General features: G+C 55.8%; 9 protein-coding genes and 1 pseudogene. 2 read left to right on the forward strand and 8 right to left on the reverse strand.

All coding sequences use genetic code 11. The features are described 5' to 3' along the window. Positions 1–30: 30 nt before the first annotated feature. From HWQ14_RS20360 to HWQ14_RS20370, 4 genes and pseudogenes are all read right to left on the reverse strand, one after another. On the reverse strand, positions 31–8691 hold the full coding sequence (locus tag HWQ14_RS20360) for a YadA-like family protein (RefSeq protein WP_245166421.1): 8661 nt from the start codon (positions 8689–8691) through the stop codon (positions 31–33). A gap of 93 nt (positions 8692–8784) precedes the next feature. After that, positions 8785–9507: pseudogene (locus tag HWQ14_RS23545) on the reverse strand (ESPR domain-containing protein); the annotation flags it as partial. Positions 9508–9606: 99 nt separating this feature from the next. Then, positions 9607–10203 carry a hypothetical protein gene (locus HWQ14_RS20365; RefSeq protein ID WP_176610817.1) on the reverse strand — a complete coding sequence of 199 codons (597 nt, stop codon included), beginning with the start codon at positions 10201–10203 and terminating at the stop codon, positions 9607–9609. A gap of 10 nt (positions 10204–10213) precedes the next feature. After that, positions 10214–11020: an EAL domain-containing protein gene (locus HWQ14_RS20370; RefSeq protein WP_176610818.1), complete on the reverse strand. Its 807-nt coding sequence runs from the start codon at positions 11018–11020 to the stop codon at positions 10214–10216. Between the two features lie 438 nt (positions 11021–11458). On the opposite strand from HWQ14_RS20370, the gene HWQ14_RS20375 reads away from it, so the two are divergent. Both HWQ14_RS20375 and HWQ14_RS20380 read left to right on the forward strand, forming a co-directional pair. Beyond that, positions 11459–12310: a winged helix-turn-helix domain-containing protein gene (locus tag HWQ14_RS20375; RefSeq protein ID WP_148420730.1), complete on the forward strand. Its 852-nt coding sequence runs from the start codon at positions 11459–11461 to the stop codon at positions 12308–12310. Between the two features lie 187 nt (positions 12311–12497). Continuing rightward, a complete protein-coding gene (locus tag HWQ14_RS20380) occupies positions 12498–12794 on the forward strand; it encodes a hypothetical protein (RefSeq protein WP_176610819.1) in 297 nt (98 codons plus the stop codon). A 388-nt stretch (positions 12795–13182) separates the two neighbouring features. On the opposite strand, the gene HWQ14_RS20385 is transcribed toward HWQ14_RS20380, so the two are convergent. The 4 genes from HWQ14_RS20385 to HWQ14_RS20400 form a co-directional block, all read right to left on the reverse strand. Then, a complete protein-coding gene (locus HWQ14_RS20385; RefSeq protein ID WP_176610820.1) occupies positions 13183–14223 on the reverse strand; it encodes an aldo/keto reductase in 1041 nt (346 codons plus the stop codon). Between the two features lie 101 nt (positions 14224–14324). Continuing rightward, positions 14325–15848: an efflux transporter outer membrane subunit gene (locus HWQ14_RS20390; RefSeq protein ID WP_176610821.1), complete on the reverse strand. Its 1524-nt coding sequence runs from the start codon at positions 15846–15848 to the stop codon at positions 14325–14327. Next, entirely contained in the window at positions 15848–17419 is a 1572-nt protein-coding gene (locus tag HWQ14_RS20395; RefSeq protein ID WP_176610822.1) for a DHA2 family efflux MFS transporter permease subunit, read from the reverse strand. The genes HWQ14_RS20390 and HWQ14_RS20395 overlap by 1 nt, the downstream gene beginning before the upstream one ends. Beyond that, entirely contained in the window at positions 17416–18510 is a 1095-nt protein-coding gene (locus HWQ14_RS20400) for an HlyD family secretion protein (protein WP_148420735.1), read from the reverse strand. Before HWQ14_RS20400 ends, HWQ14_RS20395 begins: the two co-directional genes overlap by 4 nt. Between the last annotated feature and the right edge of the window lie 47 nt (positions 18511–18557).

Below are 18557 nucleotides of genomic sequence, written 5' to 3' on the forward strand. Positions count from 1 at the left end.
TAGACACCCGGCCTGGTCAGAACAATCAGATCACCACTGGTAACCGACGCCTACGTTGACACCATAATCACCCTGCGAGCTTGAGCTACCCGACAGTTTGGTAACCCATTTTCCGTTATCAGAAATAACAGAAACACCTAATGCCACAGCTGATTCTCCCTGGAATGTTCCTCCTCCCATCGCCACCATACTTGCACCCGGCGAATAAGGTTGCGGTAAACCAGCCATAGCCATTGCTCCAGCTACGCCAGCGCTCATTTTACGTCCCTGCTTCTCGACCATATTTTTCAGCTGTCCGAACTTATTGTTCGTATTCTGATTAATCGTGCCAACAGCATCATTCAGTTGGGATACATTTACTGCATCAGTAGGTGCCTCACCTGCCGCAACATTAGTAATTTGACGTTCCGCCCCAATGGAACCTACAGAAACAGAGTTATCACGGTCGGCGATAGAATTTGCCCCCAATGAAACTGAGTTTTGCGATTTTGAGGAAGAGCCATTACCTAATGCAACGCTATTTTCGCCTGATGCAGAAGAATTAGTCCCCACTGACATACTGTTATTACCTGACGCTTTTGCGCCTGCGCCGCCAGCGAGTGAATCCTTTCCTGATGGATTAGGTCTGGAATTATTACTGGTATTATTTACCTGGAACATTCCATCCTTACCCTCACTAATATTAGTGATCGTACCGCCAATATTAGTAATTTCATCACGGACGCCATTTAACTGGCCAACGTTTACAGCATCTGTCTCTTTTTCCCCAGCGGCTACGTTCGTAATCTGTCTTTCATTCCCCTCACTGCCAACGGAAACCGTATTTTCACGGTCAGCAACAGAGCCAGCCCCCAGCGCCACTGAGTTTTTACCATTCTCAGTCACAACAGCACCAGAACCCAGTGCAACGGAATTTTCAGCCTTAGAAGTTGAATTTTCACCTATAGATACTGAAGCATTTCCTGTGGCCTCGGCATTATGTCCGTTTGCTAACGCGCCTGAGCCTGATGAAATAGCACCATTGCCACTTGCAATTGAATTATCACCAGACGCAACGGCATTAGGTCCAATAGCCACAGAGTCTGTTCCAGTAGCTTGAGAATCCGCTAATGTCGAATTGGTATGGAAATACTTCATCCCTGTGTTATAGATGTTGTTGATAATGACATCACCATAATCCTTTAACTGGCTGACATTGACAGCATCTGTAGCATCAGTACCAGCTGCAACATGAGTAATTTTTTTACCTCCCGCATCAATACCGTTCACTGTTATACTTGGACCGCCATTAATGACGAGACCGGTATTTCCAAGCATTACATTGCGACCGACCGTCAATCCATCGTTAGTCAGAACACTTTGTCCCGTCGTTACTGAACTCAGGACAAGATCTTCATTGAGATCGTATGTAACCGTACCGTTCTCATGTTGCACTGTTAAATTGCCGGAAAGATCTGTTGGATTTTCATCTGCTGAAGCAAATGTAACAGTATCACCTGAATTAACCTCATAAGATGCCGCATAACCAAGGTCATTTGCATCACGGATATTCCAGCTACCACCTGCGCTTGCAGCGACTTCATTTAGCTGACCCAAGTTAACGGCATCATCTAAATTCTGCCCATCAGCCAGTCCGGTTATTCTGTTGCCATCGTTAATTGTGATATTTCCAAATTTCGGCGAGTCTGCAATTTCTATATTGAGATGACCGAAGCTATCAACGTTTGTCCGAATATTTCCACCACTGTAACTGCCTGCTGTGCTGCCCTCACCCAGCACATTCAGAGTGTCGCCCAGGTTCAGGTGGCCGCTGCCGGCGTTCCCTGCCAGGTTCAGCCCCTTCGTCGTCAGGTCGCTTCCCAGACTGGTCATCTGGTCCACATTCACCGCGTCGGTGCCCGCGACGCCCGGCGCCACGTTGCCGATCACCTTCCCGCCCGCGTCAATCCCGCCGGTGGTGATGGACGGGCCGTTCGCGATGGTCAGGCCGTCGGTGTTCAGCACGCTGTTGCCCGCGGTCACCGAGTCCAGATCCAGATCGCGGTTCAGGGTGAGGTTGATCACGCCCGCGTCGTCCGCCCCGGTCTGGGCCACGTCCAGGTTGCCGTCCGCCGAGGTGAACTTCACCTCGCCCGCCGGGCCGATGTTCGCCGCGTTACCCGCCGCGTCCGTCACGTTCCAGCCCGCATTGGCCACCGTGGCCACGTCGTCGAGCTGGTTCATGTTGACCGCATCGGTGCCCGCCACGCCCGGCGCCACGTTGCCAATTATTTTCCCGCCCGCGTCAATCCCGCCGGTGGTGATGGACGGGCCGTTCGCAATGGTCAGGCCGTCGGTGTTCAGCACGCTGTTGCCCGCGGTCACCGAGTCCAGATCCAGATCGCGGTTCAGGGTGAGGTTAATCACGCCCGCGTCGTCCGCCCCGGTCTGGTCCACGGCCAGGTTGCCGTCCGCCGAGGTGAACTTCACCTCGCCCGCCGGGCCGATGTTCGCCGCGTTACCCGCCGCGTCCGTCACGTTCCAGCCCGCGTTCGCCGCCGTGGCCACGTCGTCCAGCTGGTCCATATTGACCGCGTCCTTGCCGTCCACGCCGTCCTCAACCCCGCTGATACGACCGCTGTCGTTCACCGTGATATTGCCGAACTTCGGCGCGTCCGCCAGGGTGATGTTCAGGTTCCCCGCCGCATCCACCTCGGTCTTCAGGTTTGCCCCGCTGTAGCTGCCCGGGGTGCTGCCCCCGCCCAGCACGTTCAGGGTGTCGCCCAGGTTCAGGTGTCCGGCCCCGGTATTACCCGCCAGGTTCAGCCCCTTCGCCGTCAGGTCGCGGCCCTGGTCGGTCAGCTGGCTGACGTTCACCGCATCGGTGCCCGCCACGCCCGCCGCCACGTTGCCGATCACCTTCCCGCCCGCGTTGATGCCGCCAGTGGTGATGGACGGGCCGTTCGCGATGGTCAGGCCGTCGGTGTTCAGCACGCTGTTGCCCGCGGTCACCGAGTCCAGATCCAGATCGCGGTTCAGGGTGAGGTTAATCACGCCCGCGTCGTCCGCCCCGGTCTGGTCCACGGCCAGGTTGCCGTCCGCCGAGGTGAACTTCACCTCGCCCGCCGGGCCGATGTTCGCCGCATTACCCGCCGCGTCCGTCACGTTCCAGCCCGCATTGGCCACCGTGGCCACGTCGTCGAGCTGGTTCATGTTGACCGCGTCCTTGCCGTCCACGCCGTCCTCAACCCCGCTGATACGACCGCTGTCGTTCACCGTGATATTGCCGAACTTCGGCGCGTCCGCCAGGGTGATGTTCAGGTTGCCCGCCGCATCCACCTCGGTCTTCACGTTGGCCCCGCTGTAGCTGCCCGGGGTGCTGCCCCCGCCCAGCACGCTCAGGGTGTCGCCCAGGTTCAGGTGGCCGGTCCCGCTATTACCCGCCAGGTTCAGCCCCTTCGCCGTCAGGTCGCGGCCCTGGTCGGCCAGCTGGCTGACGTTCACCGCGTCGGTGCCCGCCACGCCCGCCGCCACGTTGCCAATCACCTTCCCGCCCGCGTCAATCCCGCCGGTGGTGATGCTCGGGCCGTTCGCGATGGTCAGCCCGTCGGTGTTCAGCACGCTGTTGCCCGCGGTCACCGAGTCAAGGTCCAGATCGCGGTTCAGGGTGAGGCTGATCACGCCCGCGTCGTCCGCCCCGGTCTGCGCCACAGCCAGGTTGCCGTCCGCCGAGGTGAACTTCACCTCGCCCGCCGGGCCGATGTTCGCCGCATTACCCGCCGCGTCCGTCACGTTCCAGCCCGCGTTCGCCACCGTGGCCACGTCGTCCAGCTGGTTCATGTTGACCGCGTCGGTGCCCGCCACGCCCGCCGCCACGTTGCCGATCACCTTCCCGCCCGCGTCGATGCCGCCGGTGGTGATGGACGGGCCATTCGCGATGGTCAGGCCGTCGGTGTTCAGCACGCTGTTGCCGGCGGTCACCGAGTCAAGGTCCAGATCGCGGTTCAGGGTGAGGCTGATCACGCCCGCGTCGTCCGCCCCGGTCTGGGCCACGTCCAGGTTGCCGTCCGCCGAGGTGAACTTCACCTCGCCCGCCGGGCCGATGTTCGCCGCGTTACCCGCCGCGTCCGTCACGTTCCAGCCCGCGTTCGCCACCGTGGCCACGTCGTCGAGCTGGTCCATGTTGACCGCGTCCTTGCCGTCGACGCCGTCCGCCACCCCGCTGATGCGGCCAGTGTCCCCGTCGTTGATGGTGACGTTGCCGAACTTCGGCGCGTCCGCCAGGGTGATGTTCAGGTTCCCCGCCGCATCCACCTCGGTCTTCAGGTTATCTCCGCTGTAGCTCCCCGCGGTGCTGCCCCCGCCCAGTACGCTCAGGGTGTCGCCCAGGTTCAGGTGGCCGGTCCCGGTATTACCCGCCAGGTTCAGCCCCTTCGCCGTCAGGTCGCGGCCCTGGTCGGCCAGCTGGCTGACGTTCACCGCATCGGTGCCCGCCACGCCCGGCGCCACGTTGCCAATCACCTTCCCGCCCGCGTCAATCCCGCCGGTGGTGATGCTCGGGCCGTTCGCAATGGTCAGGCCGTCGGTTTTCAGCACGCTGTTACCTGCGGTCACCGAGTCCAGATCCAGATCGCGGTTCAGGGTGAGATTGATCACGCCCGCGTCGTCCGCCCCGGTCTGGGCCACGGCCAGGTTGCCGTCCGCCGAGGTGAACTTCACCTCGCCCGCCGGGCCGATGTTCGCCGCGTTACCCGCCGCGTCCGTCACGTTCCAGCCCGCGTTCGCCGCCGTGGCCACGTCGTCCAGCTGGTCCATATTGACCGCGTCCTTGCCGTCCACGCCGTCCTCAACCCCGCTGATACGACCGCTGTCGTTCACCGTGATATTGCCGAACTTCGGCGCGTCCGCCAGGGTGATGTTCAGGTTCCCCGCCGCATCCACCTCGGTCTTCAGGTTTGCCCCGCTGTAGCTGCCCGGAGTGCTGCCCCCGCCGAGCACGCTCAGGGTGTCGCCCAGGTTCAGGTGTCCGGCCCCGGTATTACCCGCCAGGTTCAGCCCCTTCGCCGTCAGGTCGCGGCCCTGGTCGGTCAGCTGGCTGACGTTCACCGCGTCGGTGCCCGCGACGCCTGGCGCCACGTTGCCAATTATTTTCCCGCCCGCGTCGATGCCGTCGGTGGTGATGGACGGGCCGTTCGCAATGGTCAGGCCGTCGGTGTTCAGCACGCTGTTGCCCGCGGTCACCGAATCCACCGCCAGGTCGCGGTTCAGAGTAAACTCAACGTCACCAGCATTTGTGGAACCATTCTGTTCAACCGTCAAATTGTTATCTGTGGAAGAGAATTTAACTTCTCCATTTCCACTAATATTTGCTTTATTTCCGTTTTCATCGGTAACGAACCAGCCTGCGCTTGCTGAGATCACCGCGTTGTTTAACTGACCAACGTTTACTGCATCTGTATCCGCAGTACCTGCTGTAAGTCCGGTAATTTTTCCAGAGCCATTATCGTTAACAGTGACGTTGCCGAACTTCGGCGCGTCCGCCAGGGTGATGTTCAGATTCCCCGCCGCATCCACCTCGGTCTTCACGTTGGCCCCGCTGTAGCTGCCCGGGGTGCTGCCCCCGCCGAGCACGCTCAGGGTGTCGCCCAGGTTCAGGTGTCCGGTTCCGGTATTACCCGCCAGGTTCAGCCCCTTCGCTATCAGGTCGCGGCCCTGGTCGGCCAGCTGGCTGACGTTCACCGCGTCGGTGCCCGCCACGCCAGGCGCCACGTTGCCAATCACCTTCCCGCCCGCGTCGATGCCGCCGGTGGTGATGGACGGGCCGTTCGCAATGGTCAGGCCGTCGGTGTTCAGCACGCTGTTGCCCGCGGTCACCGAGTCCAGATCCAGATCGCGGTTCAGGGTGAGGTTAATCACGCCCGCGTCGTCCGCCCCGGTCTGCGCCACGTCCAGGTTGCCGTCCGCCGAGGTGAACTTCACCTCGCCCGCCGGGCCGATGTTCGCCGCGTTACCCGCCGCGTCCGTCACGTTCCAGCCCGCGTTCGCCACCGTGGCCACGTCGTCCAGCTGGTTCATGTTGACCGCGTCCTTGCCATCGACGCCGTCCTCAACCCCGCTGATACGACCGCTGTCGTTCACCGTGATATTGCCGAACTTCGGCGCGTCCGCCAGGGTGATGTTCAGGTTCCCCGCCGCATCGACATCGGTCTTCAGGTTTGCCCCGCTGTAGCTGCCCGGGGTGCTGCCCCCGCCGAGCACGCTCAGGGTGTCGCCCAGGTTCAGGTGCCCGGCCCCGGTATTACCCGCCAGGTTCAGCCCCTTCGCCGTCAGGTCGCGGCCCTGGTCGGTCAGCTGGCTGACGTTCACCGCATCGGTGCCCGCCACGCCCGCCGCCACGTTGCCGATCACCTTCCCGCCCGCGTCAATCCCGCCGGTGGTGATGCTCGGGCCGTTCGCGATGGTCAGCCCGTCCGTGTTCAGCACGCTGTTGCCCGCGTTCACCGAGTCCAGCGCCAGGTCGCGGTTCAGAGTAAACTCAACGTCACCAGCATTTGTGGAACCATTCTGTTCAACCGTCAAATTGTTATCTGTGGAAGAGAATTTAACTTCTCCATTTCCACTAATATTTGCTTTATTTCCGTTTTCATCGGTAACGAACCAGCCTGCGCTTGCTGAGATCACCGCGTTGTTCAACTGACCAACGTTTACTGCATCTGTATCCGCAGTACCTGCTGTAAGTCCGGTAATTTTTCCAGAGCCATTATCGTTAACAGTGACGTTGCCGAACTTCGGCGCGTCCGCCAGGGTGATGTTCAGGTTCCCCGCCGCATCGACATCGGTCTTCAGGTTTGCCCCGCTGTAGCTCCCCGCGGTGCTGCCCCCGCCGAGCACGCTCAGGGTGTCGCCCAGGTTCAGGTGCCCGGCCCCGGTATTACCCGCCAGGTTCAGCCCCTTCGCCGTCAGGTCGCGGCCCTGGTCGGTCAGCTGGCTGACGTTCACCGCGTCGGTGCCCGCCACGCCCGGCGCCACGTTGCCGATCACCTTCCCGCCCGCGTCAATCCCGCCGGTGGTGATGCTCGGGCCGTTCGCGATGGTCAGGCCGTCGGTGTTCAGCACGCTGTTGCCCGCGGTCACCGAGTCAAGGTCCAGATCGCGGTTCAGGGTGAGGCTGATCACGCCCGCGTCGTCCGCCCCGGTCTGCGCCACGTCCAGGTTGCCGTCCGCCGAGGTGAACTTCACCTCGCCCGCCGGGCCGATGTTCGCCGCGTTACCCGCCGCGTCCGTCACGTTCCAGCCCGCGTTCGCCGCAGTGGCCACGTCGTCGAGCTGGTTCATGTTGACCGCGTCCTTGCCGTCCACGCCGTCCTCAACCCCGCTGATGCGGCCAGTGTCCCCGTCGTTGATGGTGACGTTGCCGAACTTCGGCGCGTCCGCCAGGGTGATGTTCAGGTTGCCCGCCGCATCCACCTCGGTCTTCAGGTTTGCCCCGCTGTAGCTCCCCGCGGTGCTGCCCGCGCCGAGCACGCTCAGGGTGTCGCCCAGGTTCAGGTGTCCGGTCCCGGTATTACCCGCCAGGTTCAGCCCCTTCGCCGTCAGGTCGCGGCCCTGGTCGGTCAGCTGGCTGACGTTCACCGCGTCGGTGCCCGCGACGCCTGGCGCCACGTTGCCGATCACCTTCCCGCCCGCGTCGATGCCGCCGGTGGTGATGGACGGGCCGTTCGCGATGGTCAGGCCGTCGGTGTTCAGCACGCTGTTGCCCGCGGTCACCGAGTCCAGATCCAGATCGCGGTTCAGGGTGAGATTGATCACGCCCGCGTCGTCCGCCCCGGTCTGGGCCACGTCCAGGTTGCCGTCCGCCGAGGTGAACTTCACCTCGCCCGCCGGGCCGATGTTCGCCGCGTTACCCGCCGCGTCCGTCACGTTCCAGCCCGCGTTCGCCGCCGTGGCCACGTCGTCCAGCTGGTCCATATTGACCGCGTCCTTGCCGTCGACGCCGTCCTCAACCCCGCTGATACGACCGCTGTCGTTCACCGTGATATTGCCGAACTTCGGCGCGTCCGCCAGGGTAATGTTCAGGTTGCCCGCCGCATCGACATCGGTCTTCAGGTTGTCTCCGCTGTAGCTCCCCGCGGTGCTGCCCCCGCCCAGCACGCTCAGGGTATCGCCCAGGTTCAGGTGCCCGGCCCCGGTATTACCCGCCAGGTTCAGCCCCTTCGCCGTCAGGTCGCGGCCCTGGTCGGTCAGCTGGCTGACGTTCACCGCGTCGGTGCCCGCCACGCCCGGCGCCACGTTGCCGATCACCTTCCCGCCCGCGTCAATCCCGCCGGTGGTGATGCTCGGGCCGTTCGCGATGGTCAGGCCGTCATTGTTAACTATTGAATCGCCAGTTTTAATACTGCCACTATCGGTTAAATCGAGATTATTGTTTAACGCAACCTCAAGTACCCCAGCATCCGTAACACCTTTCTCATCGATTTGAATGTTGTTATTAGGTGTTTTGAACTGTAAAGAACCACCATTTTTAATAGAAACTCCATCACCATCGTTATCGAGGAAATTGAAGCTATTATCTAATACAAGCTGATCCATGGCATTCTGGAAAGCATAAAGCTGGGAACCATTTATTGCATCCGTACTGGATGCATTAACGCGACCAGCTGCAAGACTGGTAATAGTGCGCGTCACGCCGGTATCGGTATTACCAATACTCATAGTCGAAGTTGGGTTACCCCCTGCCATAGTATAAGATTGCCCACGTATCACTATTTCTGGGGTTTTGACAATCGCATCGGTTTTAGAACCAACACCTATAGCAATAGAATCAATGTCAGAAGCTTCTGCATTGTAACCAATAGCAATTGCGCCAGCAGCCGTTACATTTACACTCCCACCAATAGCAATCGCTTTTGGCGCATTATAAATAAGAGACTGCGCTCCTAAGTTAACAGCATATTCAGAGTTTTGAATTGTATTTACAGAACCCACAGAGGCAGCGAAGACACTGTTAAATATGCCATTCTTACCCATACTTCCAATATTACCAGAGTCAGCCCAACCAGCTCCGACGGTTACTGCATCATGACTATCAATTACCTGTAAATCATTACCAATTATAGTTGAATTATTGCTATTGGAATTAATTTTCCAGCCTACAGCAGTGATATCACCACTAGTTCCTTTAGAGTTTATACCAATAATTGTTGATTGGCCTGAAGCTAAACTTCCTGAACCAATTGCCATTGAACCAGATGCGCTCGGATAAGCACAGATGCCAGCAGTAACATCAGCTGTAGTACACAGTAAACCACCGTCTGCAGTATAAGCTGCATAAGCGGGAGATATACCACCTAACTCTGATAACATTAGAAATGCAGATGAAATAGCAGATAATCGAAAAAGCTTAAAAACCCCACAGGAAACCACAGCCCCACAAACGCTGTGACTTTTACCTTTTGAAACGGTGAGTTCACTGACAGGTATCAACATTCCCCTATCTGCATCCCATATCAATCTATATATTTTATTCATTTTCTTCCCTTAATTTTTCATAAAATAATATTTTTAAAGCTATAGTTGATGAAATGCCTCCCAATAGTTAGAGCAAATTAGAATGAAAAATTGTCCAGGTTATAAATCAACGCGCTGACGAACCATTGGCCTTATATGACATAAAGCTTTGACTATAGAGTATGCAGCTCCATCTCCAGACACTCTAAATTTCTGATAAGCAGAGCGCTTATAATAACTTACTCTCTTTCGCTCAATATCCTTCTGTAAATAGCTAAATCGTTTAAAAGTGAGTCCAAAATAGTTAAAAATAACCATCTCCTCTTTTTTCGACAAAGATGCTTCAGTCCTGGATAAAATAGCAGGAGTTTTGATAAAAAGTCTGTTCAGCCGATCCAGAGAAATATATCGATCGATAACCAAAGAATCTTTGTAAAAAAGAACCATGTCGTTTTTACTAAGGGTTCGAATAGAGTAGATTACATTGGTGTTATCTAAGCAAGATATTTCCTTAATGATATTTAAATCATCCACAGCTAAAAGAACAACATCATCCATAGTCCTGGCTGACGTAAGGAAAATATCTATTAACCCACCACGAGTCAGATCGTACAGGTAATAACATGTAACATTCAAATATCGTTTACCATTAAATAGAGACTGTAAACCTCTAATATAATAGTAATCGTCAGATATGATTTTAACATTCTTTCGCATAGACGCACCCTTATCCCTGGCCTCCAAATTTACTTAACAAAATGCAAAACTCTTTAACCGGAACTGGCTTTGAGTAATAAAAACCTTGCATTAAAGAAATGCCACACTCTTCAAGTGCATGTTGCTGGTTAGAATTTTCGACTCCTTCAGCAATAACTTTTACATCACAAAAACTCGATAGACTTACTATACTGTTAACTAGTTTCTTGTGTATTAATTCGTTTTTTTCAGTGATACGAGTTACAGAACGATCTAGTTTCAGCATCGCAACGTTAGTGATTCCAAAGTATCGCATTGCTGCGGAGTTTATCCCTGCATCATCAATAGCAATTTTTACACCAATTGAATCATAAAAAGCGATTGATTCGATTAACCCTTCCGTTAAATCCATAACATTTCTTTCGACGATCTCAAGCAACACTTCAACATTTGAAGGGAAGCAATGTTTAAATCTGACGATCTCTTTCTTCATCGCTTCTGACATAATCTGTGATGCAGTTATGTTCAATGTGAAAATAAACCCTTGCGGTATATTTCCTATAGCATTATATCGACTCAGTTGCTCAACTGTTTTAAGTAACAATTGCCTGGCGTAGAAATCTGCTCGACCCGGAGCTTCGAGTTCTTCTATTTGAAATTGATTTAGGATGTAACCTTTATTTGTCTCAACCCGACAAAGAATTTCTACGCCTGCAAGCGTGCCATCTAAAACATTAACAATCGGTTGCAAGAAGGGAGTTACATCCATTATAGATGCTGAGTTATAAACAGCATTGAACTCCATTCGAGACTTCCCACTATTGTTCGTTATCAGCATCGTACGTTCCCTTCTGGCCACCAGGTTGTGTTGCCCTGAACATGTATGTGTATGTTGTCAACGCCTGCGTTGATTGATCTAAACCAATGGTTACTTGCTGTAACACATTTTACATCACCCCTCCCCTTTCAGAATATTATATTAAACAAAAGCAAAAATACGGGATTAACATCTAGTGATATAAAAAAACAAAGACATTTAAACCATGAATATATAAAATACATAAAAGTATAAGATTATAATTTTACGAAACATCTCTATATTAATAAAAAAAGACTCACAAATTCCCCAAAAATATAAAAAATAATCAACAATTATCATCTTTGTTTATTTAACTTAGTGACATAGATTATTCTTATGATAAAGTAGCACTACTAAACAGGCGGGCAATAAATACACAAACTGTAGGCACAACAACTATATATAGGTCAGAAGGTTATGTTATATATTTTTAATGATAAGGTTGTTTATGATGATACTCAGTGTTCTTTAACCAACATTGATACTAATGATACAATACTGCTCCCGGCTACAGCCTCGCGGTTGTTATCACTATTCATTAAATATCAAGGAACTACGTTAACTCGCACCGAAATTTTAAACAGTGTCTGGGATGAATACGGATATAAGGCCTCGAACAATACTCTTTCACAATACATATCCCTTATCCGTAAAAACTTTCAACTTCTTGGAGACAATACTGAATTTCTGATAACTATACCGCGGACTGGATTTGTGCTGACAACGAAAGTCGAAGTCAGGCTAGTTGAAAGCTTAACTGATGCGTCTTCTTTTGTGTCTACATTGGATAACCCTTTGACACCTCTTGAACATTCGGAGTCGTTAGCTTCTTTCCATACCGAACATACCGATAATTCATTAATTATGACAAAAGATAATCTCAGTTCTTTATTGAAAGAAAATGATATTAAATACTTTCATTATATTAATGTGCTTTCATTCATCATACTTTGCTCTGTCCTGCTTTTATTTTACTTATATAGAGGGGAGATTAAAACTACGAAACTTTATCTGGCCGGAAAAATTGACTCCTGCTCAGTTTACACGCTTTATAAAAGCTCGAAGGATTTAATCGGTTCTAAATTAGTCACCATTGAACATATTGCTAAAGATAAATTACCATGCGTCGCTAATAACTTCTATATCTCACAACTTGAAGACAGTCTGCTTTATGATAAAACAGGTCGGTTATTTATTAGCCGATGTGGTTATCAGGATAATATATCTAAAGTTATCTCTACCTGTAAGAGCCTTTTTACTCATGAATAAAAAATATAAAATCTTGACGTGTTTTATTTTTATCACTCTTATAATAATCCTTACCGTTATTACCTTATGCTTTATCTCGAATAGTAATAATGTAAATTGTACTGCCGCCGTTGAAATGAACTCTCCAGGGGATCATGAATATACTTTTAATGGTACAATCAGCGTTAAGATCCGCCCAGGAACAGGCATGATCAGCATCTTTGGAACATCTGTATCAGCCAGGCAACCCGTTCCAATTAATAAACATCTTGTCAATCGCGACATAACCTTTAAGGTGCTTGGCAGAAACAAGAGTGATTTTTATTTATCTGATATATTAGTTTCTAAACACCCTGATGATAATATGACCCAAAATGAATCAGCAGGGTTATTGTTCGATCTGTTTGATTTTGAAAACAAAAGAATTACGATTCGAAAATATACAAACTCATTTATTATTGGGGATTTACCACTACCCTCCTTCATTTGCATTAAAAAGAAATAAAACACATTAAGCAATAATTATTGAATAATTTTGATTTGCGTGGATTAAAAAAGTATATGATGGGCTTTATCTTCGCCGCTACTTTCAGATTCTGGGAAAGCAGGTTATGCCTGTTAGACTCTTTCCAGTCTATTCCTTCATGCGCAGCTGGATTATTGCCAGCCCGTGGTTGCACTTACGGATTACCTGGAGAAGTATGAAGGGAACATCAGCGGGCTGCAGCCCTGGTGAATTACAAAACCAATATCAGCGCGCTGTCGTAGCGGCTATGAAAATTGCAGGTATTTCATTTACTGGAGTTTTCTGTTTGAACAAAAATGATGAGTACCATAACTTCTTAAGGCCTTCCCCCCCGGCAAGCGACGCGCCGCCGGGGGGGGAAGGAAGGTTACTGCTGCGCGAGCTGGCTGCGGCGATGCTCGCCCTGCCGCTCCAGCATCCAGCCCGGATATTCGCGCGGCAGCGCGCTGACGGCATCAAGCTCTCTAAGCTCGTCTTCGCTCAGGCGGATCCCGGTGGCGGCAATGTTGTCCTCCAGCTGCTCGACGCGCTTCGCGCCGATAATCACGCTGGTCACCGCTTTTTGATGCAGCAGCCACGCCAGCGCGATTTGCGCCACGGAAACGCCCTTACGCTCGGCAATGACGCGCATCACGTCCACGCAGTCGAAGGCGCGATCTTTATTCACCGGCGGGAAGTCAAACTCCAGTCGGCGGCCTCCGGTTTCGCTCTGCCCGTCACGACCGTATTTCCCGCTCAGCAGGCCGCCCGCCAGCGGGCTCCAGACCATCAGCCCGACGCCTTCGCTCTGCATCATCGGCACCAGCTCGCGCTCCAGGTCGCGTCCGGCGATGGTGTAATACGCCTGGAGTGAGGCGAAACGGGACAGGCCCAGGCGTTCGGAAATGCCCAGCGCTTTGGCAATCTGCCAGGCCGCCCAGTTAGAGACACCGATATAGCGAACGTGGCCGTGCTGCACCAGGTTATCCAGGGCGTGGAGGGTCTCTTCGATGGGGGTTGCCGGATCGAAGCCGTGTAGCTGATAGAGATCGATATGATCCAGCTGCAGGCGGCGCAGGCTCTCCTTCACGCTGCCGATAATGTGATAGCGCGAGCCACCGCGTGAGTTCACTCCCGCGGTACCCGTTTCGCCGAACACCTTGGTGGCGACCACCACGTTTTCGCGCGGGACGTTCAGGTTTTTCAGCGCCTGACCGAGGATCTCCTCCGAGCGTCCTTCCGAATAGACGTCGGCTGTGTCGATAAAGTTGATGCCGGCGTCCAGCGCGCGGCCCACCAGCTGCTCGGCGTCGTTTTGCCTGAGCTGGCCAATCTTGCCCCACATGCCGCCCTCGCCGCCGAAGGTCATGGTGCCGAGGCAGAGTTCTGAAACAAACAGTCCGGTATTGCCCAGTTTTTGATAACGCATAACGCTTTCCTCGCATGTCGATGGGTGTCCGTTAGTTATACCCGCCCCTCGGCCATCGCGAATGTGGCGTTCCTGTCCGTTTCTTGCCCAATCCTCCAAATCTATCCGCGCGGGGCGTCGCCAAAGACGGCGTAATCCGGGAGCTGCACCTGCTGATACGGCTCCCAGCCGCCGCCGAGGGCTTTGTAGAGCGCCACCAGGTCAAGCGCGCTCTGCACCTGCGCCTGCGCGCGCTGCTGCTGCGCCTGCGCCAGCTGCCGCTGGGCGTCCAGCACGTCGATAAAGCTGGCGATTCCCTGCCGGTAGCTGTCGCTCGCCAGGTCAAAGGCGTTTTGCAGCGCATCGATGGTTTTCGCGAGGCCCGCCTCACGCTGCTGGTCGGTGCGATAGCTCACCAGGGCATTTTCGACGTCGCCGAGCGCCGTCAGCACCGTCTGACGGTAGTCCAGTACCGCCGCGCCCTGCTGCGCGCGCGCCACCTTCACGCTGGAGACCAGCCGACCGCCCTGGAAGATGGGAATGGAAACCTGCGGGCCAAAGCTGTAGAAGTGGCTGCTCCAGTCGGTCAGCCAGCCGGATTCGCTGTTGCGCATGCCAAACTGACCGGAGAGGGTAAAGCTCGGGAACAGCTCCGCCACCGAGACGCCGATTTGCGCCGTGGCGGCATGGAGGTTCGCCTCCGCTTCGCGCACGTCCGGGCGACGCCGCGCCAGCGTTGACGGAATGCCCGTTTGCACAATATCTGGCAACGCGGGCATGGGCTGTGAAGACTGGAGTTCAGCATCCAGCGCGCCCGGCGGCTTGCCGAGGAGGATCGCCAGGCCGTTCATCGCCTGACGCGCCTGCGCCTCATACTGCGGCAGCTGGGCTTCAAGAGTGCCCAGCTGCGCCCGGGCGTTTTCCACGTCCATCTGCGGCGACAGCCCGCCGCGCTGGCGGCTCTCCGTGAGCGCCAGCGTCTGCCGGGCGCTCTCGATCTGGGTATTGAGCGTAGCGATGATGCTTTGCGCGCCATGCAGCTGTAGCCAGGCGCGAGCCACTTCCGCCTCCAGCGACACCAGCGCATCGTTACGCTGCTCGACTGCCGCCCTCTGCTGCGCCTCCGCCGCCTCCACCTGACGGCGCACCTTGCCCCACAGGTCGATTTCCCACCGGGCGTCAAAGCTGCCCTGATAAAGGTTGATCGGCTGCGTCAGCGGTCCTAACGCCCCCCGCAGCTGCGGATCGACGTTATCCAGCTGGTCGTACACGCCGTGGGATTTCAGCTCCCCTTCCAGGCCGAGCTGCTGGCGCGTGGCCTGCACGCTGCCGTTCACCGACGGGAAAAATGCCCCGCCCGCCTGGTTTATCTGTTCACGCGCGCCGGCAATGCGCAGTACCGCCTGCTGTAGCGTCAGGTTCCCGGCGATGGCGCGCTCAACCAGGCTATCGAGCTGCGGCGAGCCGAAGGTTTTCCACCAGCGCGGATTGGTCGCGGCGGAGGTAGTTTGCGATTTCACCGCGCCGTCGCCCTTATCGTTCCAGCGCGCGGCCGCAGGCGGTGCGGGCTGCTGGTAGTCCGGCCCGACGGCGCAGCCCACCAGCAGCATCATTATCATCAGGGGGTGTAAACGTCTGTGTATCATCAGTGTGCTCCTGCACTCCCCTCGCTCTTAACCGGCGAGAGCAACAAACAAAACGGAATCAGTAAAAAGGCCACCGCGCTCAGCAGGGTGAAGACGTCGATGTAGGCCAGGAAGCGCGACTGCTCGATCATCGTCTGGTACATCCGCCCGGTGGCAATGCCGGTCGGATCGCCCACCTGGGTGGTGAAGTTCTGGATCGCCTGCGCGCTTTCGCGTATCGCCAGCTGGAACTGTTCGTTAAACGGCGTAGCGTGGTACGCCAGGTGCGCGCTGTGCGCCTGCGAGCGCTCGGTAATGGCGGCCGTCGATAGCGAAATGCCAATCGAGCCTGCCACGTTGCGGAACATGGTGAATAGCGCAGCCGCATCGGCGTTGAGCCGCCTCGGAATCGAGATAAACGCGATGGTGGTCAGCGGCACGAACAGGAACCCCAGCCCAATCGACTGGGCGCTGCGGAACAGCACCAGGGTTTCGAAGTCAATATCCGGCGTCAGCGTGCGCGACCAGAAGAACGACACCGCCAGGCAGGTAAAGCCAAAGGCGATGATCCAGCGCGTCTGCACCACCGGCATCAGCTTCAGCACCAGCGGAATAGTTAAGACGATCAGCACCGCCCCGGGCGACAGCACCAGCCCGGACCAGGTGGCGGTATAGCCTAAATCCTGCTGCGCCAGCTGCGGGATAACAACCGAGCTGCCGTACAGGATCATCGCCATCCCCGCCATCAGCAGGCTGGAGACGGCGAAGTTACGGTCCTTCATGCAGTGCAGATCCACCACAGGCTTTTTGGCATACACCAGCCAGTAGATCGCGCCGATAATGCCGACCAGCGTCAGCACCGCAAAGGTGCGGATAAAGTTCGAGTAGAACCAGTCGTCGTCCTCGCCCCGGTCGAGCATCACCTGCAAACAGCCCAGACCGAGGGCGATCAGGCCGATCCCCATCCAGTCGACGGTGAGCTTCTCTTCCGATTTTTTCTCCCACGGCGGATCTTCCAGCAGCTGGTAGATCGCCAGCACCGTCACGATCCCCACCGGAATATTGATGAAGAACACCCAGCGCCAGGAGTAGTTATCGGTGATCCAGCCGCCCAGCGTCGGGCCAAGCACCGGCGCAACGATAATGGCAATCGACGAAAGACCGAAAGCTTTGCCCCTGTCCTCCGGCTTGAAGTAGTCGAGCAAAACCGACTGCTGCGTGGGCTGCAATCCGCCGCCGAAGAAGCCCTGCATCACGCGGAACAGGATAATTTGCCACAGCTCGGTGGCGATGCCGCACAGGAACGAGCAGATGGTGAACATGACGATGCAGATCAGGAAGAACTGCTTGCGGCCAAACAGGCGGCTCAGGAACGCCGAGATGGGCAGCACGATGCCGTTCGCCACCAGGTAGCTGGTGAGCACCCAGGTGGATTCGTCATAGCTGGCCGAAAGCGACCCCGCCACGTGCGGCAGCGCCACGTTGACGATGGTGGTGTCCAGAATTTCCATAAACACCGCCAGGGTGACCACAATCGCCACCGCCCACGGGTTGCTGGCGGGCTTCCAGTTTTCGTGGCTGCTGTCCGTCATTCCACGGTGACCTTCGGTTCAACCGACAGCCCCAGCGGCAGCGGCCTGTTCGGATCCAGCCCTTTATCAATGACGATTTTCACCGGCACGCGCTGAACGATCTTCACAAAGTTACCGGTAGCGTTTTCCGACGGGAAGGCGGAGAAGCGCGAGCCGCTGCCCTGCTGGATGCTGTCGATGTGGCCTTCCAGCGCCATATCCGGCCAGGCATCCACGGAGACGGTGACCCTATCTCCGGGCTTCATGCGCTCAAGCTGCGACTCCTTGAAGTTCGCCACTACCCACACGTTCGGGGACACCAGCGAGAACAGCGCCGTGCCCGCCTGCACCAGCGTGCCGGGCTGCACGTTGCGTTTGGTCACAAAGCCGTCGAACGGGGCGCGGACTTCGGTATAAGAGAGGTTCAGGTTGGCGGTTTCCAGCTGCGCTCTGGCCTGGTCGACCTGCCGCTCGCGGGCTTCGACGTTGGTCTCCTGCTGGCGAATTTGCAGCTGAACCTGCTCCGCCACCTCCAGCTGCGCCCGGGCGCTGGCAAGACCCGCCTGCGCGCTGCGCAGCTGGGCATTCGCGGAATCGATACTTTGCTGAGTGGTCGCGCGCGGGTCAACGCCGCGCTGGCGGCGATACTCCGCCTGCGCGTTCGCCATATCCGCCTGCGCTTTCAGCACCTGAGCCCTGGCTTCGTCGCGCTGGGCGGGATATTGCACCTTCGAGAGCGCCAGCTGCGCCTGAGCCTGATGCAGCTGAGCCTGCGCCAGCCCGAGCTCGGCCTTAGCCCGATCGCGCTGGGCGATGTTATCGCGAGGATCGATTACCACCAGCACGTCGCCTTTTTTCACGCGCTGGTTATCCCGCACGCGAAGCTCGGTAACGTAGCCCGCCGTTTTAGGGGCAATCGTCACCACGTCACCGTCGGTAAAGGCGTCGTCGGTGGTCTCTTCGTTACGGGTCAAAAACCACCACACCAGCGCCACAATCACCATCACGATGACCACGATGCCAAGGATAATTAACGGTTTTTTGCCCGGGCGCTTGCGCTCGTTATTATTGTTTTCCTGCTCGTCAGCAGGTGGGTTTTGATCTTCTGCCATAGTTCAGCAACGGTCCTGTCAGTGAGCGGCATCACACTATGCCGTTC

Source organism: Enterobacter cloacae (genome assembly GCF_013375935.1).
GTDB lineage: Bacteria > Pseudomonadota > Gammaproteobacteria > Enterobacterales > Enterobacteriaceae > Enterobacter > Enterobacter pasteurii.